A 20,923-nucleotide genomic window follows, 5' to 3' on the forward strand; every position below is an offset into this window, starting at 1 on the left:
CACTGATGCTCAGACCTTGATGGCGCCATGCAGCCAATGCTGTTTCGCTATAAGTCAATGCTAATTCGGACGTGGACGGGTATTCCCAGCTCGTCGTACCGTGGGATCACTATGACGACTCAAGGTGATGCCGCGCAGAAGCCGACCGTGTTGCAGGTCGGGCCGTTGAAGCCGTCGCTCGCGCAGACGCTGGCCGACGACTACGCCGCCCGGGTGCTGCCCGACTCCGCGGGCGAGCGAAAGGCGTTCCTCGCCGGCCACGGCGCGGAGATCACCGCGGTGGTGACCTCGGGTCGCACGGGGGTGGACGCTTCGCTGATGGAAGCCCTGCCGAACCTCGGCGCGGTGGTCAACTTCGGCGTCGGCTACGACACCACCGATGTCGACGCGGCCTCAGCTCGGGGCGTCGGGGTGAGCAATACCCCCGACGTCCTGACCGACTGTGTGGCGGATACGGCCGTGGGTCTGGTGATCGACACGCTCCGGCACTTCTCGGCCTCGGACCGCTACGTGCGGGCCGGCCGCTGGGCGGTCGAGGGGAACTACCCGCTGACCCGCCAGGTCAGCAACAGCCGCGTGGGCGTCATCGGACTGGGCCGTATCGGCAGGGCGATCGCGTTGCGGCTCAGCGCCTTCGGCTGCACGATCAGCTACCACAACCGCAGCGAGCTCTCGGATTCGCCGTACACCTATGCGTCGTCACCGGTGGAGTTGGCCCGCGGGGTGGACGTGCTGGTTGTCGCCGCAGCCGGCGGCGACGGCACGCGGGGTCTGGTGGACGGCGAGGTGCTCGACGCGCTGGGCTCCGACGGCTATCTGATCAACATCGCGCGCGGCAGCGTGGTCGACCAGGATGCGCTGGTCTCCGCGCTGGTCGATGGCAGGCTGGCCGGCGCGGGCCTGGACGTGTTCGCTGACGAGCCACAGGTGCCGGAGGTGCTGTTCGGCCTGGACAACGTGGTGTTGCTGCCGCACGTCGCCAGCGGGACCGTGCAGACGCGGGCCGCCATGGAGGCGCTGACGCTGCAGAACCTCGACGCCTTCCTGGCCACGGGTGAGCTCGTCACACCGGTCCAGCAACCGGCTCCCGCCCGCTAGCCATCCGCCGAAACTGTATTCCACGCGCCAAATCTCGCGTCGAGCCCGCGTGGAATACCGTTTCGGCGAAATCTGGTGTTCAGGCGGTCAGCGCTTGCCGCAGTTGCCTTCGTTGCAGTGCTTGCCGGATCTGCACGAGAAGCACTGGCAGCCGCAATCGCTGCTGCGGTTGCGGTCGGGGTGATCGGGTCGTGCCATGACAACCTCCTTCATCGAATCGTTCCGAGAGTAAACCGGCGGACCCTCCCATATTGCCGGAATCGCATATATCGGGACAATACCGCCGCGGTCCCGGAACTGCATTCCAGCAGCCGAAAGCTGCGGTGGGGCTCTGCCGGAATGCAGTTCCGGCGGGGGTTTCAGCTGACGCCCTCGACCAGGTCGTCGGTGGTCCACTCCTGTTGCGGCAGAACATCTTTGAGTAGACGTAACAACGCCGGATTGGTCGAATCGCCCCGCCACACCGCATCCAGCTCGACGGGCCGCTCCCGGAACGCCCCGATCGTCCGGAACACCACACCCTCCGGGTGCAGCGTCGCCGCCGACGCCGGCACCAGTGCGATCCCGAGGCCTGAGCGCACCAGCACCAGCATGGTGTGCACCTGTGTCACGTACTGCACATAGTTCGGCGTTGCACCGGCGATGGTGAACGTGCTGACCAGCAGATCGTTGAAATAGCGTGCCTGCACAGGCGAATACATCACCACGTCTTGCCCGTCGAGGTCGGTCAGCGTCAGCTGCCGCGCCAGATCGACCAGGTGATGGCCCGCGGGCAGCGCGACGATCAGCTGCTCGTGCAGCAACGGCCGCGACACCAGGCCCGGGCGTTTCAGGGGCGGGCGCGCCATTCCCAGATCCAGCTCGCCGGTCATCAGGCCTTCGATCTGCGCGGCGGTCACCATCTCGCGCAGATCGAGCTTGACGTCGGGCAGCCGTTCCCGCGCGCGTTCCAGCAGTCGCGGCAGCACGGCGTGCGCGGAGGCGGCGGTGAATCCGACGACGACGGTGCCGAGGTCGCCCGCGGGAATGCGCTTGACCGTCTGCGCGGCCCCCTCGGCGAGCTGCAGGATGCGCCGCGCGTCGGGCAGGAACGCCGCGCCCGCCGGGGTCAGCGTCACCGTCCGGGTGGTGCGGTCGATGAGCTGCACCCCGAGTTCGCTCTCGAGCTGCTGAACCTGACGGGACAGCGGAGGCTGCGTCATGTGCAGCCGCTCCGCGGCGCGGCCGAAGTGCAGTTCCTCGGCGACGGCGACGAAGCAGGACAGGCGTGCCAGCGAGAACATCAGGCCTTGGGTGTCAGCTTGATCGCGGCGATCTTCAGTCGGGGGACGGCCTCTTCCCACTCGTCGACGGCGGGCACCCGATCGTCGCGGAACGTCATGCCCATGCTGCGCTGCGCCTTCTTGGCGCCGTAGCCCTGTGCCACCCGGTGCACGATGTCGACGACGACGGGTGCATCGGTGATCAGCTCGCCGCGCATCACCGACTTCTTGCCGCGGTGGTAGACCTCGGCGTCGGCACCGTCGCGGAAGTTGTACTTCCACTGCGCTTCCAGCACCGCGTAGAGGTCACCGTCGAGGTGATGTGCGCTGACCGGCACCGAGAACCGCCGCCCCGATTTGCGTCCGGTGAAGTCGACGAGCATGAACTCCGCGAGCGGGCCGCCGAGCGGTGTCCGCAGGGCGCGCCGCAGGATGGGGTTCAGCACCCGCAGCAGGACCTCGGGTGGATGGGCGGCCTCGATCGCCGCCGACTGGTCAGCCATGCCCCTACGGTAGAACCCGGCAGGGCTCCCGGGGGGCCGAACCGCCTACCAGCGGGGGCTGAGCAGCTCGAATCCCGGGTCGACGGTCTGCATGTAGCCGGTGTCGTCGCGGTCGCGGATCCCGCAGCACACGTACTGCTCGTGCAGCGCAGCCAATGCGTCCTCGTCGATCTCCACACCGAGCCCGGGGGTCGTCGGGACCGTGACTGAGCCGTCGACGAACGACAACGCGCCCGGTTTGACGACCTCCTCGGCCTTCCACGGCCAGTGCGTGTCACACGCGTAGGTCAGTTTCGGCGTGGCACCGGCCAGGTGCACCATCGCGGCCAGGCTGATGCCCAGGTGCGAGTTGGAGTGCATCGACAGCCCGAGGCCGAAGGTCTCGCAGATCCCGGCCAGCTGCCGCGAACGCTGCAGCCCGCCCCAGTAGTGGTGGTCGGAGAGAACAACGCGCACCGACTGTTTGGCCACCGCGGGGGCCAGTTGGTCGAACGCGACGACGCACATGTTGGTCGCCAGCGGCATCGGCGCCTGCGCAGCCACCTCCGCCATCCCGTCGAGGCCCGGCGTCGGATCCTCGAGGTACTCCAGGATGCCGGCCAGGCCGGAGGCCACCTTCACCGACGTCTGCGGGGTCCAGGCGGCGTTGGGGTCAAGCCGCAGAGGCACCCCGGGGAATGCCGCGTGCAGCGCCTCGATCGCCGCCATCTCCTCCTCGGGAGGGAACACCCCGCCCTTGAGCTTGATGGCGGTGAAGCCGTATTCGTCGATGATGCGACGGGCCTGGGCGACGATGCCGTCCGGGTCGAGAGCCTCGCCGAACCGGTCGGGTTCGGCGCCGGGGTGGGCCGCCCACTTGTAGAACAGGTACGCGCTGAACGGCACCGCGTCTCGGACCTTACCCCCCAGCAGGTCCGAGACCGGGCGCCCGACGGCGTGCCCCTGAATGTCGAGGCAAGCCACCTCGAACGGCGAGAGCACCTGGTCGACCGCACTCGCCGTGGTGATCATGCCCGCGGTCCCCACCGCGGCGTCGTCACCGTGCAGCCGGACCGCGATCGCCGCACGGATAGCGTTGAGCGAGAACACGTCCAGCCCGGTGATCGCGTCCGCGGCGGCCTGCAGCCGGGCCAGATGGCGGGTGTCGGCGTAGGTCTCGCCGAGGCCCACCAGGCCGGCGTCGGTGTCGAGCTGGATGATCGCGCGCAGCGCATACGGCTGGTGCACGCCGACGGTGTTGAGCAGTGGCGGGTCGGCGAACGCCACCGGGGTGATGCGGGCGCCGGTGATGCGGATCGCCGACATGGCTCAGACCGCTCCGGACAGGGCGTCGGCCAGCACTGCGCGGCCTGCGGCGACGATCGCCTTCAGCTCGGCGAGGTCGTCGTCGGTCGGCATGATCAGCGGTGGCCGCACCGGGCCGGCGGGCACACCTTCCATCGTGACGCCGGCCTTGACCAGCGACACCGCGTAACCGGGCACCGTGTCGCGCAGCCGGACCAGCGGGTTGAAGAACGCGTTGAGCAGCGCGTCGGTCAGCTCCCGGTTGCCGGACTCGAGGCTGTTGTAGAACGCCAGCGCCAGGTCGGGCGCGAAGGCGAACGTCGCCGACGAGTACAGCGGCACCCCGATCGCGCGGTAGGCGAGCTGCGTGGTCTCCGCGGTGGGCAGACCGTTGAAGAACAGGAAGTCGGGGTCCACCTCGCTGGTGACGGCGGCGACGATGCGAGCCACCTGGTCGAAGTTCCCGGTGCCGTCCTTGAATCCGACGACGTTGGGAATCTTGGCGACCGCGACGGCGGAGGCCTCGGTGAACTTCGCGTTGTTGCGGTTGTAGACGATGACGGGCAGGTCGGTCGCCTCGGCGACGGCGCGCGTGTAGTCGACCAGGCCGGCCTGGGGCACCTCGACGAGGTAGGGCGGCAGCAGCAGCAGCCCGTCGGCGCCGGATTCCTTGGCGGCCAACGCGAATCGCTTGGCCTGGGCCACCGAGCCACCCGTTCCGGCGTAGACCGGCACGCGTCCGGCGACCACCTCGACGGCGGTGCGGACGACCGCGCCGAACTCTTGATCCTCCATGGCGTGGAATTCGCCTGTGCCGCAGGCGATGAACACGCCCCCGGGGCCGGCGTCCACACCCTTGGCGAGGTGGCGGGTCAGCGCATCGAAGTCGACATCGCCGGACTCGGTGAACGGGGTGACGGGGAAGAACAGGACGCCGTCAAAGGTCGGACGCATGATCGGGGCTCCTCGGGAGGTGGTCGGGTGGTGAGGTGGGGGGTTGTTCAGTCCTGCGTGAGCTGGCCGTCGATGCGCCGCCACAGGTTTTCGGGGTTGCCGTCGGCGATCGCGCTGGGCAGCAACGACTTCGGGACGCTCTGGTAGGCGACCGGCCGCAGGAAACGTTCGATGGCCCTGGCGCCGACCGACGTACTGCGCGAGTCCGATGTCGCCGGGAACGGCCCGCCGTGCACCATGGCGTGGCACACCTCGACCCCGGTCGGCCAGCCGTCGAACAGGATTCGTCCGGCCTTGAGCTCGAGCAGCGGGAGCAGCCGGCCGGCCTCGTCGACGTCGGAGTCGTCGGCGTGCACGGTTGCGGTCAGTTGACCTTCGATCCCCTCCGCGACCGCGTGCATCTCGTCGGAGTCCGTGCAACGCACGATCAGGCTCGATGATCCGAAGACCTCGGCCTGCAGAACCTCTGAGTTCAGGAAGCTCGGAGCGTCGGTGGCAAAAAGCGCTGCCCGGCAGGAGGTTTCGCCGGTGGGGCCTTCACCGCGGCCGACGAGGTCGGCGGATCCGGTCAGCGCGTCGACTCCGGAGGCGTAGCTGCGCGCGATGTTCGGGGTGAGCATCGGGGTGGCCGGCGCGGCGGACAGAGCCTCGCGGGCGGCGACGATGAAGGCGTCCAGGCCGGGGCTGTCGACGGCGATGACGAGGCCGGGGTTGGTGCAGAACTGTCCGGACCCCATGGTCAGCGATCCGACGAAGGCGCGTCCGAGGTCGTCGCCGCGGGTGGCCAACGCGCCGTCGAGCAGGAACACCGGGTTGATCGAGCTCATCTCGGCGTAGACCGGGATCGGTTCGGGCCGAGCGGCAGCGGCGGCGACCAGGGCGAGCCCGCCGGAGCGTGAACCGGTGAATCCCACGGCCTTGATGCGGGGGTCGGTGACCAGCGTGATGCCGAGGTCCGGGCCGGAGCCGAACAGCAGCGAGAACGTGCCCGCGGGAAGGCCCGACTGGCGCACGGCGTCGCTGATCGCCCTGGCGACCAGTTCGGAGGTGCCGGGGTGTGCGTCGTGACCCTTGACGACGACGGGGCAGCCGGCGGCCAGCGCCGAGGCGGTGTCGCCCCCGGCGACGGAGAACGCCAGCGGGAAGTTCGATGCGCCGAACACCGCGACCGGGCCCAGCGGGATGAAGCGCTGACGGATGTCGGGGCGCGGCAGCGGGGTGCGATCGGGCAGTGCGGTGTCGATGCGAGCGCCGTTCCAGCTGCCCTCCCGTAGGACGCCGGCGAACAGTCGCAGCTGGCCGGTGGTGCGGCCGACCTCGCCGGTGATGCGTGGGAGGGGCAGACCGGATTCGGCCACGGCGCGCGCGATGAGCGCCTCGCTGATCGCCTCGATGTTGGTGGCGATGGCTTCGAGGAATGTCGCGCGCTGCTCGGAGGTGGTGGCGCGATAGGCGGCGAAGGCGTCGGCGGCGGCCGCGCAGGCGGTCTCCACGTGGCTGGCGTCGCCGTGCTGGTAGACCGGTTCGAGCGATTTGCCTGCCGACGGATCGAAGCCGCGCACCTGCTCGCCGGTGCCGCTGACGGGCGTACCCGCGATGATCATCTGACCGGTCAAGGTGTTAGCAGCAAGCGTCGCAGTCATGCTGTCAACGGTAAGAGGCGCATCCATGCCTGTCCAAGACCATTTGGCACTCGAATGATGCAGCACTTGCATCAATCCCCACGCCCAACAAACCGCCGAAACGGTATTCCACGCGGGAAAACGCGACGCAACACCGCGTGGAATACCGTTTCGGCGGAAAGAGGGTCAGCGCTCCAGTTCGGCGCGGTCCCAATTCCCGAGGTCAGCGGCGACCTCGTAGGTGCTCTGCAGGAACTCCAGCAGCAGCGCGTCGGGGTCGGCGGCCTCCCGCACGGCGGTGTAGGGCAGCACGAACTCACCGAGATTGTTGTCGAAATATGCCTGCTCGGGACGTACCTCCGCGTCCCGGAACCCGTCGGCTTCGGGGTAGGCGTAGGAGTAGAAGACGCCCTCGCCGTCGGGTCCGGGCCAGTAGCCGGCGCTGCTGACCTCGTGGGAGTAGGCCTCCCACATGACGTGCGGTCCGCAGTTGGGTGCGCCGCCGGGATGCTTGGGGGCCGTCCGGCCGGAGAACCGGGTGACGGCCAGGTCGAGCGCGCCCCAGAAGAAGTGCACAGGGCTCACCTTGCCCAGGAACCGTGACCGGAAGACCTCGAACACCCGCGTCATCTGCACCAGCGCCAGCCAGAACCGGTGCACCTGCTCGGGATCGTAGGCAACGTGCTGGGTGTCGGTGTCGAGCGGGATGGCATCGGCGATCTCGACGGGCATCGGCCAGATCTCGGTGTGCAGACCCAGCTCGTCGAGAGCCGTTGTGACCTCGCGGTAGTAGTCGGCGATCGGCCCGGCGCGCAGCGGGACGGTGCGACGCTCCCCGGTGGTGCTCGACACCGTGAGGTGATGGTCGACGAAATCGAAGTCGATCTGAAAGCCTTTGTCTCCGTAAGGAACAAGTCCGGTCGTCAGCCCTCGTGCCGAGACGTGCAGAACGACATTCCACCAGTGACTCATCACGGGGGTGTTCGCCAGGCGGACCTTGCCGACGACCTGGGTCATCAACTGCAGCGTGTCGCGGGTCTCGGCCCACTGCTCGACGGGCAGCTCAGGCCAGGCGGATGGGGACTCAGGCATGGTGTGGGCACCTCCGGGGTCGTGAAATGGACCCGTCCAGCATGTCAGAAACCCGAAAAATGCCTGATCAACAGCCGGGCGCAGGTGCTGATGCCGTGGTAGAAATATGCAACTCTGTGTCGTCGCGGCGCACCCAGCCTGGACAACGGGCAACCGGTCGTCAGCCGATTGACATGCATCCGGGTAGCCCCGGCAAACGTGATGTAGCTTCGATCCACAGACCGATTGGCCGCAGCCGAGGAGACCACCGGTGAATGCGACACCATTCGGGCACTATCAGCTCCAGAAGCTGATCGGCCAGGGCGGAATGGGAGAGGTCTACCAGGCCTACGACACCAAGACCGACCGTGTCGTCGCGCTCAAGGTCCTCCCGCACCACATGGCCACCGACGAGGTCTTCCAGGCGCGGTTCCGTCGCGAGTCGCAGGCGGCCGCGGGCGTCAACGACCCCCATGTGGTGCCGATCCACGGGTTCGGCGAGATCAACGGCCGGCTGTATCTGGACATGAGGCTCATCGAAGGCCGCAATCTGGGCACGATTCTCTCCGGCAGCGAGAAGCCTCTCGGCGCGGCCTTCGCCGTCTCGATCGTCGAGCAGGTCGGCCACGCGCTGGACGCCGCGCACAAGGACGGTCTGATCCACCGCGACATCAAGCCGTCCAACATCCTGATCACCGGTCGCGACTTCGTGTACCTGATCGACTTCGGTCTGGCCCGTAGCGCGGGCGAGTCGGGGCTCACGACTGCGGGCAGCACGCTGGGCACCCTGGCGTACATGGCGCCGGAACGGTTTGAGGGCGGCGAGGTCGACGCACGCTCCGACATCTACGCGCTGACCTGTGTGCTGTACGAATGTCTCACTGGCTCAAGGCCTTACCCGGCCGACAGCCTCGAGCAACAGATCGCCGGTCACATGGTCTCGCCGTTGCCGCGCCCGTCGGACAGCGATCCGCGGCTGGCGCCCTTCGACGAGGTGATCGCCAAGGGCATGGCGAAGAAGCCCGCCAAGCGCTACCAGACGGCCGGTGAACTGGCCCAGGCGGCGCGGCGCGCGCTGACCGCCCCGGTGCGCCGTGACGGCAGCGGCTCCCGGCACGCGGCACGGACAGAACCCAAGAGGCCGAACAAATCGCTGCTCGCGGCGGGTGCCGCAGCCCTGGTGGTGGCGCTGGCCGCGGTCGGCCTGTGGGTGTGGGCGCCGTGGCGAGACGCCGGCGGTGACGCGCCGCCCCTGCCTGCCGGTGCCGTCGAGTCGATCGCGGCGACCGTTCCGGCCGAGATCCGCGACCGGGGCCGCCTGGTGATCGGGGTGAACGTGCCCTACGCCCCGATGGAGTTCAAGAACGCCGACGGTCAACTGGTCGGCTTCGACGTCGAACTGATGAACGCGGTGACCGAGGTCCTCGGCCTGGTGCCCGACTACCGTGACACTTCCTTCGACATGATCCTGCCATCGGTGCTGGAGGGAACCACCGACGTCGGGATGTCGTCGGTCACCGACACCAAGGCGCGCGAGGCGTCGGTCGACTTCGTCACGTACTTCCAGGCGGGCACCCAGTGGGCCAAGCGGTCGGGCACCGCGCCCAACCCGAACTCGCCGTGTGGGGTGAGAGTCGGTGTGGCACAAGGGACTTTGCAGGAGACCGAGGAACTGCCCCGCAAGAGCGATCAGTGTGTGGCCGCGGGTCAGGCGCCCGTGGAGATCGTGGTCTCGTTCAGTCAGGACGAGGTGACCAACGCGCTGATCGCAGGCGAGGTCGACGCGATGTCGGCCGATTCACCGGTGACGGGCTTCGCGATCAAGCTCAGCCGCGGCGATCTGGTGCCCGCAGGCGACGTCTTCGACTCCGCTCCGTACGGTTGGCCCGTCAAGAAGGGTTCGGAGCTGGCCGAATCGCTGCGGCTGGCCCTCGAGCACCTGATGGAGTCCGGTGACTACCGGGCCATCGCCACGATGTGGGGTGTCGAGCGCGGCATGATCGACACGCCGGTGATCAACGGCGCGACGAGGTAGCAGTCACCGCAACCGGGTTCGGGTGCCTGGCCTCCAGTGAGGTGCCCTCGATGTCGAGGTCCGGGACGTATTTGTCGAACCACTTGCTGTGACGCCACATCCGGTCGCCGAGAATGCTCATCGCGGCCGGGATCAGCGTCAGTCGCACGACGAACGCGTCGAGGAAGACACCGACGGCCAGGGTCAGCCCGACGGACTTGATGATCGGGTCGCCACCGGCCAGGAACGCGATGAACACCCCGAACATGATCAGCGCCGCCGATGTCACCACCCGCGCCGAGAGTCCGACGCCGGTGCGAACGGCCTCGACGGCATCGCCGCCGGACTTGCCCAGTTCCTCCTTGATGCGCGAGACCACAAAAACCTCGTAGTCGCTGGACAGGCCGAAGATGATGGCCAGCACGATGATTGGCAGGAAGCTGATCGTCTCGCCCGGCGTGATGCCGAGAAGGTCTGCGCCCCATCCCCATTGGAAGACGGCGACCTGCACGCCCATGGCGGCGAACACCGACAGCAGGAACCCGATGATCGACGTGATCGGCACCATCGCCGCGCGGAACGCGATGGTCAGCAGGATGAACGCGAGCCCGACGACCACGACCAGGAAGATCGGCAGCGCGGCGGCCAACTTGTCGGAGGTGTCGATGTTGGATGCGGTGGTCCCGCCGACCAGAATCGTTGCGCCGGTATCGGCTTCGATGACGTCACGATCGGCGCGGATCTGCTTGACCAGGTCGGCGGTGGCGGTGTCGTTGGGGCCGGTCTCGGGGATGACCTGGATGACGGCGGTCTGCCCCTGCGCGGCGGCAGGCTGGGCCGCAACGACGCCGGCTTCGCGGTCGAGGTTGGCGGCAAGGGTCAGCGGAGCCTGCGGATCCGTCGCGGCGGAGAGATCGGCGACGACGAGCAGTGGGCCGTTGAAGCCGGCCCCCAGGTGCTCGGCGGTCAGATCGTAGGCCTGGCGCGATGTGTTCGACTCGGGCTGCGAAGCGCCGCTGGGCAGACCCAGATGCAAGGAGAGCGCCGGCAATCCGATCACGACGAGCATCGCGGATCCGCCGACCAGCAGCGATGTGCGGAACCGCACGACGAACCGTGCCCACGCGGCGCCCATCGTGCGGTGCGGCGTGTAGGCCGCGACCTGGGCCACCTCTTTCGGCCGGCCCGGCTGTAGGGGCGCCTTGATGAACTTCGAGACCTTCGCACCCGAGAAGCCGAACAGCGCAGGCAGCAGGGTCAGGGCAATGAGCATGGCGATGAACACCGAGACCGCCGCGGCGACGCCCATGTAGGTGAGGAACGGGATGCCGACGATCGCCAGACCGCACAGCGCGATGATCACCGTCAGGGCCGCAAAAACCACGGAGCCGCCTGCGGTTCCGACCGCCAGCGCGGCGGCCTCGTCGCGCGGCATCAGCAACAGCAGATTGTTGCGGTAGCGGTTGAGGATGAACAGGGCGTAGTCGATGCCGCAGGCGAGGCCGAGCATCAATGCCAAGGACAAAGCGGCGGTGGGCATCTCGACAAACGCCGCGACGACGAAGATGCCGAGCGCGCCGATGCCGACGCCGATGCTCGCGGTCAGGATCGGCAACCCGGCGGCGACGATCGCACCGAACGTGATCAGCAGGATCAGGAATGCCACGCCGATGCCGATGATCTCGGGCAGGTGGGGCACGGCGACCTTGTAGCCGGGGAACACGCTGCCGGCGTATTCGACCTGGACGCCGGCGGCCTGCGCCGGTTCCATCGCCGATTCCAGAGCGGTCAGCGCCGGGTCGGCCACCTCGCCGGGCGGTGCCCGCCACTGCACGGTGCCCAGACCGACGCGGCCGTCGGGGGAGACCTGCCTGGTCTGGCTCGGTCCGGCGGCAGTGGCGATGTCGGAGATCGATCCCAGGTTCGCCACGGCCTGATCGATGCCGGCGGCCAGCGCGGGATCGGTGATCGTCTTGCCCTCGGGCGCGGCGAACGTGAGCTGGGTCTGCGCACCGGCGAATGCGGGCAGGTTCTGTTGCAGTTGCTCGACGGCCTGCTGGGATTCGGTGCCCGGAATGGTGAAGTTGTCGCTGGGCTCGCCACGCGCGCCGACGAATGCGAGAGCGACACCAACCAGAACCGCCAGCCACATGCCCAGGACGAGCCGACGGCGGCGGAAGCTGAAACCACCCACAGTGAACAGAAAACGAGACATGTGCACTCAGGTGCCCCGCCGCCGCGAGATCCACGCGCGAAAGGGGTGTGATCTCCGTGACGACGCTCGTACGCTGGGACGATGGCCACAGTGTCTCCGGCGACTCAGACCTCGTTGCCGCCCGGCCCGAAACTCCCGGCGACGGTCCAGGCCGCGCTGATGCTGAAGTTCGGGCAGCGTTTTGTGGCGGCCTGCCAACGGCGCTACGGCGCGGCGTTCACGCTGCGGGTGGCGTCGATGGGAACGCTGGTCTATCTCACCGACCCCGCGGACATCAAGACGGTGTTCGCCGGTGATCCCCGCATTTACCATGCGGGAGAAGCCAATTCGATGCTCAAGGGGTTGCTCGGCGACACCTCGGTGCTGGTGGTCGACGAAGATGTGCACCGGGATCGGCGCCGGCTGATGCTTGCGCCGTTCGCCCGCGACGCCGTCGCGGCGCAAACCGACGTGATCGCGCAGATCGCCGCCGACGACATCGCGGGCTGGCCCGTCGGCACGACATTCCCGGTCGCGCCGCGGATGTCGCGGATCACCCTCGAGGTGATCCTGCGGACCGTCATCGGCGCCACTGATCCCGCGCGCCTGGCCGCGCTGCGTGAGGTGATGCCGCGGCTGCTGAGCGTGGGTCCGTGGGAGGCGCTGGCGATCACCAACCCGAAGCTGATGGGCCGGCGCCCGTGGCAGACGGTGCGTGAGGCGATCGCGGAGGCCGACCGGCTGCTCTACGCCGAGATCGCCGACCGGCGCGCCGACCCGGACATCACCCGGCGCACCGACGCGCTGGCGATGCTGGTGCAGGCGGGCGAGGCCGGCATGACCGACCGCGAGCTGCGCGATCAGTTGATGACGCTGCTGGTGGCCGGCCACGACACCACCGCGACCGGGTTGTCGTGGGCGCTGGAGCGGCTGACCCGGCACCCCGCGATCCTGGCCAGAGCGGTGCGCGCCGCGCGGGAGGGCGATCCCGACGACTACCTCGACGCGGTGGTCAAGGAGACACTGCGGATCCGGCCGGTGGTCTTCGACGTCGGACGGGTTCTCACCGAGCCGGTCGAGCTCGCCGGTCATCTGCTGCCCGCCGGGGTGATGGTGATCCCGGGCATGGTGGTGCTGCACGCCAGCGACGCGGTCTACCCGCACGCAGACCGGTTCGACCCGGACCGCATGCGCGGCGCCACGCTGGGTCCGTCGACGTATCTGCCGTTCGGCGGCGGCAACCGCCGCTGTCTGGGGGCGACGTTCGCGATGGTCGAGTTCCGGGTGGTGCTGCGCGAGATACTGCGCCGCGTCGAGCTGGACACCACTGCGGCCGCGGGGGAGCGCAGGCGCCTCAAACACGTGATCTTCGTGCCGCACCGGGGTGCGCGGGTCCGCATCAGGGCCAGACGCGCGGTTTCGTCGCAGGTCGGAACGCAGGCGGCGGCGTGCCCCGCGAGCAGGTCCGCGGCGTCGAGCTGAGGGTGTTTGCCGCTGCTGAAAGGCAGGTGGGTGTAGTCTGGGCCTCAGGCGAGTACGCGCCGACAGTCCATTGCGACAGATTCCGGTGTGACAATACTCAGCCCGCGACGCGATTCTCTTCGCTCGGACACAGTGCGGGGTATGGCCCCGTACCACTCAAGGACGCTGCTTATGGATTCGTCTGATCTGTTCTCTCATCGTCAGGCGCCGGAGGAGACCTCCAACTCGAGTTCACACGAGCCGGTCCAGGCTCCCGTTTTCTCCGACCAGCCGAAAAAGACCCCCCCTGCTGATTCGCCATCCCGGTGAACGGGTTGGCGCGGTCCCGCCGCGCTTCGCGACCCATCAGGGTCACCCTCGCAAGCCCACTGGGCGCACAGATCGACGGCGCCTGGTGGCCGCACACCGCCTCGGTCGCGACCGAACTGCCCGAGTTGGTCGGTGCCCTGCACCGGCCGCTGGGGGAGATCGTCGACATCCGCATCAACTGGTCGTCCACCGAAGGTCAGCTCGACCTGGAGACGATTGCCACCGGCGCGCGCCTGATGCGTGCCGGCGACCATCACCGTCGGCCCCGCCTGATGGTGGTCGTCGGAAAGACGGCCAGCGCGAAACTTCTTGTCATACCGAGCATGACGTCACAGGCGCTCGGTTTGATGGTGCTGCGCACCGCAGCGGGCCTGCCCACCTCCGGTGGCACCGGCGACGCCCGGCTCTTCGAGACGGCCCGCGTGGTGATGCGGCTCGCCGAGGCCGAGAGCGCGAAGTGGTGCGACCCGATCAGTACGTGACTCACCCGCTGGTCGGCCCTGAAAAGCACTGTGCTGGTGGCGGCTTGTGCAAGGTTCGTGTCGCGCCGCCTACCGTGCTAGCCTTGAGCGGGATGTCTGTCTGACATCCATTCAGAATGACGGAAGTTGATTAGTATGGCACAGGGAACTGTGAAGTGGTTCAACGGCGATAAAGGCTTCGGATTCATCGCTCCCGATGGCGGCGCAGAAGATGTGTTCGTTCACTACTCAGAAATCGGTGGGAGCGGATACCGCTCACTCGAGGAGAACCAGCGCGTTCAGTTCGAAATCGAACAGGGCGCCAAGGGTCCTCAGGCTGTGGGCGTAACTGTCGTCTGATAGACGACTCCAACGCTTACATGTGGGCTGGTGGGATTTATCCCACCAGCCCACATCTCGTTCCACCAGGTGTGTGCAGCATTTAGAGCACTGTAAAACCTTGTCTCTCAACGCGTTCGCGCTGGCGGCATGAAAAGTACTGTCGCCGAATTCAATTGGTGCGCCATCTGACGGTCGTGCGACTCACCGCACAGTGGCGGTGACCCGTCTGACCGGAAGCTGTTGCGCGTCAGCGCTTCTTGTTGGAGACCACGTCCTCGATCGCCGAGGACTTCCCGGCGGCCTTGGCGTTCTTGTCCGCGCGTTTCTCCTTCAGAGATTTCCCGGACTTCTTGGACATTCCTTGGCGAGGAGATTTGTCAGACATCGCTGGCCCCTTGATCATCATGGGGGCCTGGACGGTCCCGATGGATCGACCATACGCCCCTGCTCCAGCCGTCGGGTGGCGTCGCGAGGACAAACGCCAGGGTGTAGCGTTGCTGGTGTTGGGAACCCAGCCAGTCCGGGATGTGTCAGCTGTCATCCGCTGATCTCGCCGAGCAACCGCTCACGCCGGATATGCCGGTAACAACCGTACGTCGGGATTGTCTTGAATTCTGTGCCCACCTTCAATTCGATGATGGCTCCTGCGGTGCGGCAACCACTTTCCCGTTCTGTCCGCTTCGGCATCATCAGCACCTTCCCTCCCACCCCGTGCGGGGTGGCCAGGTTCAGCGCCGGCCTGTCTGGCGCGCTTCGAGTGCATGGTTCCGAGGTCGGAGTCGTGCGGGTGGCCGACGGCGAGCCCTCCTCCGACGACCTGGTGGTCGGCGAGTTGGTCACCGGCTCGCCGCAGTCGGTCGCAGAATGTGCGGCGTCCCTCAACCGCCTGGATGTCGCCGTGATCCAGCACGAGTTCGGTATCTACGGCGGCACCGACGGCGAGGAAGTGATCACCCTCCTCGAGAGCCTGCAGGTTCCGTCGATCCTGGTTGCCCATACGGTCCTCAAAGACCCCACGCCGCAACAGCGTCGGGTGATCGAGACGATCACAGCCAAGGCGAGTCGGGTGGTGGCGCTGTCCGAGGCCGCACGGAAGCGGCTGAGCGCGGTGTACGGCGTCGACAGCCAGAAGGTCTCCACGATCCCGCACGGCGCGACCCTTCCGACAGTGCCCCGCGCGAAGCGTTCGGCTCGGCCCACGATCCTGACCTGGGGTCTGCTGGGTCCGGGTAAGGGCATCGAGCGGGTCATCGACGCGATGGCGTCCCTGCAGGACGTGCCCGGCCGGCCGCGTTATGTGGTCGCGGGGCGGACGCACCCGAAGGTCCTGGCCAGTGACGGCGAGGCGTACCGCGAGTCCTTGATCGAGCGGGCGCGGGCCGCCGGGGTGTCCGATTCGGTCACCTTCGACCCGCGGCACTACGACGGCAACATGCTGACCACCCTCATCCAGTCGGCCGCGGTGATCGTGCTGCCCTACGACTCCACCGACAAGGTCTCCTCCGGCGTGCTCGTCGACGCCGTCACCAGCGGTCGGCCGGTCGTCGCCACCGCATTCCCGCACGCCGTCGAGTTGCTCAGCTGCGGAGCGGGCATCGTGGTGGACCACGACGAGCCGGACGCGCTGCAGTCGGCGCTGCGGCGGGTGCTGACCCAACCCCGCCTGGCGGGCTCCATGGCTTCCGAAGCCCGGGCGCTGGCCCCCGAGATGGCGTGGCCGGTGGTGGCCAGGTCCTACATCGATCTGGCGCAGCGGGTCATCGCCGAGCACAGGGCACTCAACGCCGGCCGATGAAACGAGTCGTGGGCGCAGAGCTCGAAGTCGGCATCACCGCACCGACGACGCTGGAGTTCCAGATCGCCGTCGCACCGCATCCGCACACCGAGGTGTACGAGTCGCTGTCGTTCACGCTGAACGGAAACCCGGTGCAGGCCAGGGAGATCAGCGGAACTCACGGAAACCGGATCCACAAGATGGAAGCCCCGGTGGGATTCCTCAGGGTCGACTACACCGCGACGATCATCGGTCGTACCGACCCGGCGCCGGTCACCGAGTACGACCTGTCGATGTATTTGCGCCCCAGCCGCTACGCCGAGGCCGACAAGTTCTTCGGTTTCGCCGCAACCGAATTCGGTAGCTACCGCGATTCGGCAACCCTGCTGGAGAAGGTGTCGAGGTGGGTCGGCAGTCGGCTGAGCTACGTGCCCGGATCCAGCGACCCCATCGACGGCGCGGTGGACACGTTGCTCGCCGGTGCCGGAGTCTGCCGGGACTACGCCCATCTGGCGGTGGCCATGCTGCGTGCTGTCAACGTGCCCGCCCGCGTGGTGTCGGTCTACGCGCCGGGGCTGTACCCGATGGACTTCCATGCCGTCGCCGAGGCGTTCGTCGACGGGCAGTGGCGGGTGGTCGACGGGACGCTTCTCGCGCCCCGGCAGTCACTGGTGCGCATCGCCACCGGACGCGACGCCGCCGACATCGCCTTCCTGGACAACCACGACGGCTCGATCACGCTGGACAAACTGCTGGTGACCGCCTACGTCGACGGCGATCTCCCGCGCGACACCATCGACGAGTTGGTGTCGATCACCTGAGGTGATGGGGATAGGTCTCGTCGCGGTTCTGAAACGCCAGGATGGCCGGATTGCGGATGACGCCGTCCTCGATCTCGATGGCCCGCGCGATGGTCGGGGTCTGCTTCCACGCCGCGGGCCCGGCCAGCAGCGTATCCAGGTGGGGCAGGAGCGCCTCGCTGATCTCCCAGGTCGCCGAGTTCCACAGGTAGGACGGGCTGTGGTCGACGGCGTAGTAGTCCACTCCGTTGGCCAACGCGATCATCGGCTCGGCGAACGACGTCGGGCGTGCCCAGCTGAAGCCCATGCCGACGTCGCAGGAGACGTCGACGACCAGGCTTCCGGGGCTGAATTCGGCCAGTTCGTCCTCGGTGACGAAGACCAGGGGTGCGTTGGGATCCTGCAGGACGCAGTTCACGACGATGTCGCTGTCGGCCAGGAACCGCGACACCGGGACACGTCCGTCCTCGGTGTCGGCCCAGATCTGCTCGGGGGTCTCCGGGTCGGACCCCATCTGCACCATCTGGGTCGAGTGGATGGGTGAGGCGACGGCGGCGACGTCGCGGTTGGTCAGCACGAACACCTCGTCGACGCCGTGGGCGTTCAGCGCGGTGACGGCACCCCGCGCGGTTGCCCCGAACCCGATGACGGCGGCCCGCAGCCGGCGACCGTAGCTGCCGGTGATCCCGGCCAGGGCCATGGCGTGCAGGACCGAGCAGTAGCCGGCCAGCTCGTTGTTCTTGTGGAAGACGTGCAGGCCGAAGCCGCCGTCGGACTTCCAGTGGTTCATCGCCTCGAACGCGATGAGCGTCAACCGCCGGTTGATGGCGACCTGGGTCAGCGCGTAGTCCTGCACGCAGTGCGGCCAGCCCCAGACCACCTGCCCGTCCCGCATGTCGGCAAGGTCCTCGGCCTTGACCTTGGGCAGCAGGATCACGTCGCAGTCGGCGATGAGTTGCTCCCGGGTGGCAATGCCCGCCACCTGGTCGGCCAGAGCATCGTCGGTGGCGCCGAACGAGGAGCCGTACCCGTGCTCGAGGAAGATCCGTGGACTCAGCGCAGGATCGATCCTGCTGAAATGTGCGGGATGTATTGGGAGTCTACGTTCATCGGGCTTGCGGGAATGGGCCAGAACGCCCAGCGAAAGCCGTTGTGAATCAGCGCTTCCTGTCATGTCGCCGACCCCCCGCAGATGGGGCCCCGGTTGGTCCCGCCGACCTGACCCTACAGGTCGCGTTGACGCATTCAGCAGGCCTCATTAGCCTTAAGGCAACGCCGACGAGCTGCCGTCGTCTATCGATCTCGGCTGGTGGTCCGCAACCAGTGGGTTACCACCGATAGCCCAGATACCCACGAGCCGGACAGACCGACAGGACACCACAGTGGCAATCGCCGATATCGCTGCGTACGCGCACCTGAATGAAGCGGAGATCGAGGCCCTGGGCCACGAACTCGACGCCATTCGCCGCGACGTCGAGGAATCACGCGGTGAGCGTGATGCCGCCTACATCCGACGGACCATCAAGTTCCAGAGGACGTTGGACGTCGCGGCGCGCCTGGTCATCGGATGCAGCAGATCGCGGACCGGCTGGGCCGTCGGGACCGCCGCGCTGGCCTATGCGAAGTCCATCGAGAACATGGAGATCGGCCACAACGTCGGCCACGGTCAGTGGGACTGGATGAACGACCCCGAGATCCACTCGAGCACCTGGGAGTGGGACATGGTCGGGGTCTCGTCGCAGTGGCGGTACTCGCACAACTACCGACATCACATGTACAGCAATGTCGTCGGGGTGGACGACGACCTCGGGTTCGGTGTCATCCGGATGACCCGGGACCAGGAATGGAAACCCGAGCACCTGTTCCAGCCGTTGCGGAACCTGTTGCTGGCCAGCATCTTCGAGTGGGGTATTGGCTTGCACGGAATCCACTCGGAGCGCGACCGGTTGACACCGGATCATGCGAAGGTCGTCGAGGCGAGGAAGGCCTTCGCCGCCAAGATCGCCCGGCAGTCGCTCAAGGACTACGTACTCGTGCCGGCGCTGAGCCGGTCTCGCTGGCGTAGAACCCTGGGCGCAAACGTGACCGCGAACCTGCTGCGCAACTTCTGGGCGTACGCGGTGATCTTCTGTGGCCACTTTCCCGACGGTGCAGAGAAGTTCACCGCCGACGTCCTCGACAACGAGACCAAGGGCGAGTGGTACCTGCGGCAGATGCTGGGTGCCGCCAACTTCAATGCCGGTCCGCTGATGGCGTTTTCGAGCGGAAACCTTTGCTACCAGATCGAGCACCACCTGTTCCCCGACCTGCCCAGCAACCGACTTGCGCAGATCGCGGTGCGGGTCAGGGAGGTGTGCGACAAGTACGATCTGCCCTACACCAGCAGTTCTCTTGCGCGACAGTACTTCCTGGTGCTGCGAACGATCCACAAACTGGCGCTCCCGGATCGTTTCCTGGTGGCCACGAGCGACGATGCACCGGAAACCGCTTCCGAACGGAAGTTCCTCGACGGTGCTGGTCCCGGCAAGTCGCCGGGTGGCCTGAGGACAGCCTTGCGGGAGCGTGGACGCAAACGTCGCTAGTGGCACCGCGCCGATTTGCATAGGCGTAGCGTGGGACATATCGGGCAACTCGATTGTGAGCGGAAAATGCCTGATCGAAAAGGAAACTCATCATGGCTGTGTCAACCCCGATCCGATCCCCCTACGAGCGACGTGTCGAACTGATCAAGGCCACCATCAGCGAGCATTCCAAGCTCGGCGACAAGGCGGCGGGTGAACTCGCCGTGCACGTACTGCAGGTTCTGAACTCGATCCCCGAAAAGGTTCGCTGACTCCTGGTGACTGTCACAGTGACACTCAGCGATGGCAGCCTCGATGTCATGCGAGGCGGTGCCCGGCAGCCGTTCAGCTACGCCCCCGGAGTGTGGGTCGACGTGGAAGGCGACGAGAAGAAATGGAAAAAGCGTGGGTTCTGGAACTGATCGGAGGAATGACATGGGCCCGGTCAGTCGAATGCCGTGATCCGCGAGCAGCTGTTGGCTGCGGTCAGCGGCCGGCGGGGTGCGGAAGCCGCAGACCGGCTCTGTAAGGCGTGCGTGACGCTCCTGGACATCGATGCGGCGGCGATCTCACTGGTATGGGACGGCGCCAACACCGGGACGCTGGGTTCCAGTAGCGAGCACGCCAGGATGTACGACGAGCTGCAGTTCACCCTCGGCGAGGGGCCGTGCCTGGAGTCGGTCACCCGCAGGGGTCCGGTGCTGGTCACCGACCTCGCGGACAAATCCGACGGGCGGTGGCCGATCTACGGACCCGCCATGGTCGACATGCGGATCCGCGGCGTGTACGCGATGCCGGTGGTGGTCGCCGGCGAATATGTCGGCGCCCTGGATTTCTTTTCCAACGCTCCCGGGCAACTCGCCGGTCCCCAGCTCTCTGGTGCCATCGTCGCCGCCGATCTGGCCGCGGTGCCGGTTCTCGATCTGCTGGACGCCGATCTGCAGGCTGCAGCCTCAGAACCGGGCAGCAGCGCCTGGGCCGAACTGAACGCGCTGTCGCGAGCGGAGGTCAGCCAGGCCACCGGCATGATCGTCGCCCAGATGGGGATCGAGCCCACCGAGGCGCTACTTCGACTGCGCGCGCATGCCTATGCCGCAGGCCGGTCCGCCACCGAGGTGGCCCGCGACATCCTCGAGCGCCGCTTGCGGCTGGATGCCGACTGATGCGCCGAACTGAGCACTAGGAAGGAGGG

Annotated in this window: 20 protein-coding genes; 11 read left to right on the top strand and 9 right to left on the bottom strand. The window is 67.3% G+C overall.

What is annotated here, in order from left to right; genetic code table 11:
* Positions 1 to 111: 111 nt before the first annotated feature.
* Positions 112 to 1,098 (top strand): 2-hydroxyacid dehydrogenase, encoded by a 987-nt coding sequence (locus tag ABDC78_RS04420; protein ID WP_178359070.1) that lies wholly within the window; start codon positions 112 to 114, stop codon positions 1,096 to 1,098.
* A 359-nt stretch (positions 1,099 to 1,457) separates the two neighbouring features.
* On the opposite strand, the gene ABDC78_RS04425 is transcribed toward ABDC78_RS04420, so the two are convergent.
* From ABDC78_RS04425 to ABDC78_RS04450, 6 genes are all read right to left on the bottom strand, one after another.
* Positions 1,458 to 2,381: a LysR substrate-binding domain-containing protein gene (locus ABDC78_RS04425; protein ID WP_178359071.1), complete on the bottom strand. Its 924-nt coding sequence runs from the start codon at positions 2,379 to 2,381 to the stop codon at positions 1,458 to 1,460.
* Positions 2,381 to 2,863: a hypothetical protein gene (locus ABDC78_RS04430; RefSeq protein WP_178359072.1), complete on the bottom strand. Its 483-nt coding sequence runs from the start codon at positions 2,861 to 2,863 to the stop codon at positions 2,381 to 2,383. Before ABDC78_RS04430 ends, ABDC78_RS04425 begins: the two co-directional genes overlap by 1 nt.
* 45 nt (positions 2,864 to 2,908) lie before the next feature.
* Positions 2,909 to 4,168 (bottom strand): glucarate dehydratase family protein, encoded by a 1,260-nt coding sequence (locus tag ABDC78_RS04435; protein ID WP_178359073.1) that lies wholly within the window; start codon positions 4,166 to 4,168, stop codon positions 2,909 to 2,911.
* A 3-nt stretch (positions 4,169 to 4,171) separates the two neighbouring features.
* On the bottom strand, positions 4,172 to 5,101 hold the full coding sequence (locus ABDC78_RS04440; RefSeq protein WP_178359074.1) for a 5-dehydro-4-deoxyglucarate dehydratase: 930 nt from the start codon (positions 5,099 to 5,101) through the stop codon (positions 4,172 to 4,174).
* Between the two features lie 47 nt (positions 5,102 to 5,148).
* On the bottom strand, positions 5,149 to 6,744 hold the full coding sequence (locus ABDC78_RS04445) for an aldehyde dehydrogenase (NADP(+)) (protein ID WP_178359075.1): 1,596 nt from the start codon (positions 6,742 to 6,744) through the stop codon (positions 5,149 to 5,151).
* A gap of 165 nt (positions 6,745 to 6,909) precedes the next feature.
* Positions 6,910 to 7,815: a DUF5996 family protein gene (locus ABDC78_RS04450; protein WP_178359076.1), complete on the bottom strand. Its 906-nt coding sequence runs from the start codon at positions 7,813 to 7,815 to the stop codon at positions 6,910 to 6,912.
* Between the two features lie 250 nt (positions 7,816 to 8,065).
* Here ABDC78_RS04450 and ABDC78_RS04455 point away from each other — a divergent pair, with 250 nt between their 5' ends.
* Positions 8,066 to 9,829: a bifunctional serine/threonine-protein kinase/transporter substrate-binding domain-containing protein gene (locus tag ABDC78_RS04455; protein ID WP_178359077.1), complete on the top strand. Its 1,764-nt coding sequence runs from the start codon at positions 8,066 to 8,068 to the stop codon at positions 9,827 to 9,829.
* On the opposite strand, the gene ABDC78_RS04460 is transcribed toward ABDC78_RS04455, so the two are convergent.
* The gene (locus ABDC78_RS04460) at positions 9,810 to 12,023 is read right to left on the bottom strand and encodes an MMPL family transporter (protein ID WP_178359078.1); all 2,214 of its coding nucleotides are present in this window, start codon (positions 12,021 to 12,023) and stop codon (positions 9,810 to 9,812) included. The genes ABDC78_RS04455 and ABDC78_RS04460 overlap by 20 nt on opposite strands.
* Positions 12,024 to 12,104: 81 nt before the next feature.
* On the opposite strand from ABDC78_RS04460, the gene ABDC78_RS04465 reads away from it, so the two are divergent.
* From ABDC78_RS04465 to ABDC78_RS04475, 3 genes are all read left to right on the top strand, one after another.
* Complete coding sequence (locus ABDC78_RS04465; RefSeq protein WP_178359079.1) at positions 12,105 to 13,484, top strand: cytochrome P450; 1,380 nt, start codon at positions 12,105 to 12,107, stop codon at positions 13,482 to 13,484.
* 305 nt (positions 13,485 to 13,789) lie between these two features.
* Complete coding sequence (locus ABDC78_RS04470; RefSeq protein ID WP_178359080.1) at positions 13,790 to 14,275, top strand: DUF5994 family protein; 486 nt, start codon at positions 13,790 to 13,792, stop codon at positions 14,273 to 14,275.
* A gap of 135 nt (positions 14,276 to 14,410) precedes the next feature.
* On the top strand, positions 14,411 to 14,614 hold the full coding sequence (locus ABDC78_RS04475) for a cold-shock protein (RefSeq protein ID WP_178359081.1): 204 nt from the start codon (positions 14,411 to 14,413) through the stop codon (positions 14,612 to 14,614).
* A 229-nt stretch (positions 14,615 to 14,843) separates the two neighbouring features.
* Here the strand turns inward: ABDC78_RS04475 and ABDC78_RS04480 are convergent, their stop codons facing one another.
* Positions 14,844 to 14,981: a hypothetical protein gene (locus ABDC78_RS04480; RefSeq protein ID WP_178359082.1), complete on the bottom strand. Its 138-nt coding sequence runs from the start codon at positions 14,979 to 14,981 to the stop codon at positions 14,844 to 14,846.
* Between the two features lie 252 nt (positions 14,982 to 15,233).
* On the opposite strand from ABDC78_RS04480, the gene ABDC78_RS04485 reads away from it, so the two are divergent.
* Together ABDC78_RS04485 and ABDC78_RS04490 are read left to right on the top strand one after the other, a co-directional pair.
* Entirely contained in the window at positions 15,234 to 16,391 is a 1,158-nt protein-coding gene (locus ABDC78_RS04485; protein ID WP_256736091.1) for a glycosyltransferase, read from the top strand.
* Positions 16,388 to 17,191 carry a transglutaminase family protein gene (locus ABDC78_RS04490; RefSeq protein WP_178359083.1) on the top strand — a complete coding sequence of 268 codons (804 nt, stop codon included), beginning with the start codon at positions 16,388 to 16,390 and terminating at the stop codon, positions 17,189 to 17,191. The genes ABDC78_RS04485 and ABDC78_RS04490 overlap by 4 nt, the downstream gene beginning before the upstream one ends.
* Here ABDC78_RS04490 and ABDC78_RS04495 read toward each other — a convergent pair.
* Positions 17,184 to 18,344, bottom strand: a complete 1,161-nt coding sequence (locus tag ABDC78_RS04495; RefSeq protein ID WP_178359084.1) for a N(5)-(carboxyethyl)ornithine synthase — start codon at positions 18,342 to 18,344, stop codon at positions 17,184 to 17,186. The two genes, ABDC78_RS04490 and ABDC78_RS04495, sit on opposite strands and share 8 nt — an antisense overlap.
* Before the next feature lie 208 nt (positions 18,345 to 18,552).
* Here ABDC78_RS04495 and ABDC78_RS04500 point away from each other — a divergent pair, with 208 nt between their 5' ends.
* The 4 genes from ABDC78_RS04500 to ABDC78_RS04515 all read left to right on the top strand — a co-directional run bounded on the left by ABDC78_RS04500 (position 18,553) and on the right by ABDC78_RS04515 (position 20,894).
* A complete protein-coding gene (locus tag ABDC78_RS04500) occupies positions 18,553 to 19,752 on the top strand; it encodes a fatty acid desaturase (RefSeq protein ID WP_178359085.1) in 1,200 nt (399 codons plus the stop codon).
* 92 nt (positions 19,753 to 19,844) lie between these two features.
* On the top strand, positions 19,845 to 20,003 hold the full coding sequence (locus ABDC78_RS04505) for a DUF6307 family protein (protein WP_178359086.1): 159 nt from the start codon (positions 19,845 to 19,847) through the stop codon (positions 20,001 to 20,003).
* Between the two features lie 6 nt (positions 20,004 to 20,009).
* Positions 20,010 to 20,153: a hypothetical protein gene (locus tag ABDC78_RS04510; protein ID WP_178359087.1), complete on the top strand. Its 144-nt coding sequence runs from the start codon at positions 20,010 to 20,012 to the stop codon at positions 20,151 to 20,153.
* Positions 20,154 to 20,189: 36 nt separating this feature from the next.
* On the top strand, positions 20,190 to 20,894 hold the full coding sequence (locus ABDC78_RS04515; protein WP_178359088.1) for a GAF and ANTAR domain-containing protein: 705 nt from the start codon (positions 20,190 to 20,192) through the stop codon (positions 20,892 to 20,894).
* The last annotated feature ends 29 nt before the right edge of the window (positions 20,895 to 20,923 follow it).

This window comes from Mycobacterium sp. DL, from assembly GCF_039729195.1.
Taxonomy (GTDB): domain Bacteria; phylum Actinomycetota; class Actinomycetes; order Mycobacteriales; family Mycobacteriaceae; genus Mycobacterium; species Mycobacterium hippocampi_A.

What these genes read in the sequence shown, in the direction of transcription:
- ABDC78_RS04420 (WP_178359070.1), top strand. Translation starts at nt 112, where the DNA reads ATGACGACTCAAGGTGATGCCGCGCAGAAGCCGACCGTGTTGCAGGTC.
- ABDC78_RS04440 (WP_178359074.1), bottom strand. Translation starts at nt 5,101, where the DNA reads ATGCGTCCGACCTTTGACGGCGTCCTGTTCTTCCCCGTCACCCCGTTC.
- ABDC78_RS04480 (WP_178359082.1), bottom strand. Translation starts at nt 14,981, where the DNA reads ATGTCTGACAAATCTCCTCGCCAAGGAATGTCCAAGAAGTCCGGGAAA.
- ABDC78_RS04435 (WP_178359073.1), bottom strand. Translation starts at nt 4,168, where the DNA reads ATGTCGGCGATCCGCATCACCGGCGCCCGCATCACCCCGGTGGCGTTC.
- ABDC78_RS04495 (WP_178359084.1), bottom strand. Translation starts at nt 18,344, where the DNA reads ATGACAGGAAGCGCTGATTCACAACGGCTTTCGCTGGGCGTTCTGGCC.
- ABDC78_RS04425 (WP_178359071.1), bottom strand. Translation starts at nt 2,381, where the DNA reads ATGTTCTCGCTGGCACGCCTGTCCTGCTTCGTCGCCGTCGCCGAGGAA.
- ABDC78_RS04450 (WP_178359076.1), bottom strand. Translation starts at nt 7,815, where the DNA reads ATGCCTGAGTCCCCATCCGCCTGGCCTGAGCTGCCCGTCGAGCAGTGG.
- ABDC78_RS04460 (WP_178359078.1), bottom strand. Translation starts at nt 12,023, where the DNA reads ATGTCTCGTTTTCTGTTCACTGTGGGTGGTTTCAGCTTCCGCCGCCGT.
- ABDC78_RS04475 (WP_178359081.1), top strand. Translation starts at nt 14,411, where the DNA reads ATGGCACAGGGAACTGTGAAGTGGTTCAACGGCGATAAAGGCTTCGGA.
- ABDC78_RS04485 (WP_256736091.1), top strand. Translation starts at nt 15,234, where the DNA reads ATGGCTCCTGCGGTGCGGCAACCACTTTCCCGTTCTGTCCGCTTCGGC.
- ABDC78_RS04490 (WP_178359083.1), top strand. Translation starts at nt 16,388, where the DNA reads ATGAAACGAGTCGTGGGCGCAGAGCTCGAAGTCGGCATCACCGCACCG.
- ABDC78_RS04505 (WP_178359086.1), top strand. Translation starts at nt 19,845, where the DNA reads ATGGCTGTGTCAACCCCGATCCGATCCCCCTACGAGCGACGTGTCGAA.
- ABDC78_RS04430 (WP_178359072.1), bottom strand. Translation starts at nt 2,863, where the DNA reads ATGGCTGACCAGTCGGCGGCGATCGAGGCCGCCCATCCACCCGAGGTC.
- ABDC78_RS04465 (WP_178359079.1), top strand. Translation starts at nt 12,105, where the DNA reads ATGGCCACAGTGTCTCCGGCGACTCAGACCTCGTTGCCGCCCGGCCCG.
- ABDC78_RS04445 (WP_178359075.1), bottom strand. Translation starts at nt 6,744, where the DNA reads ATGACTGCGACGCTTGCTGCTAACACCTTGACCGGTCAGATGATCATC.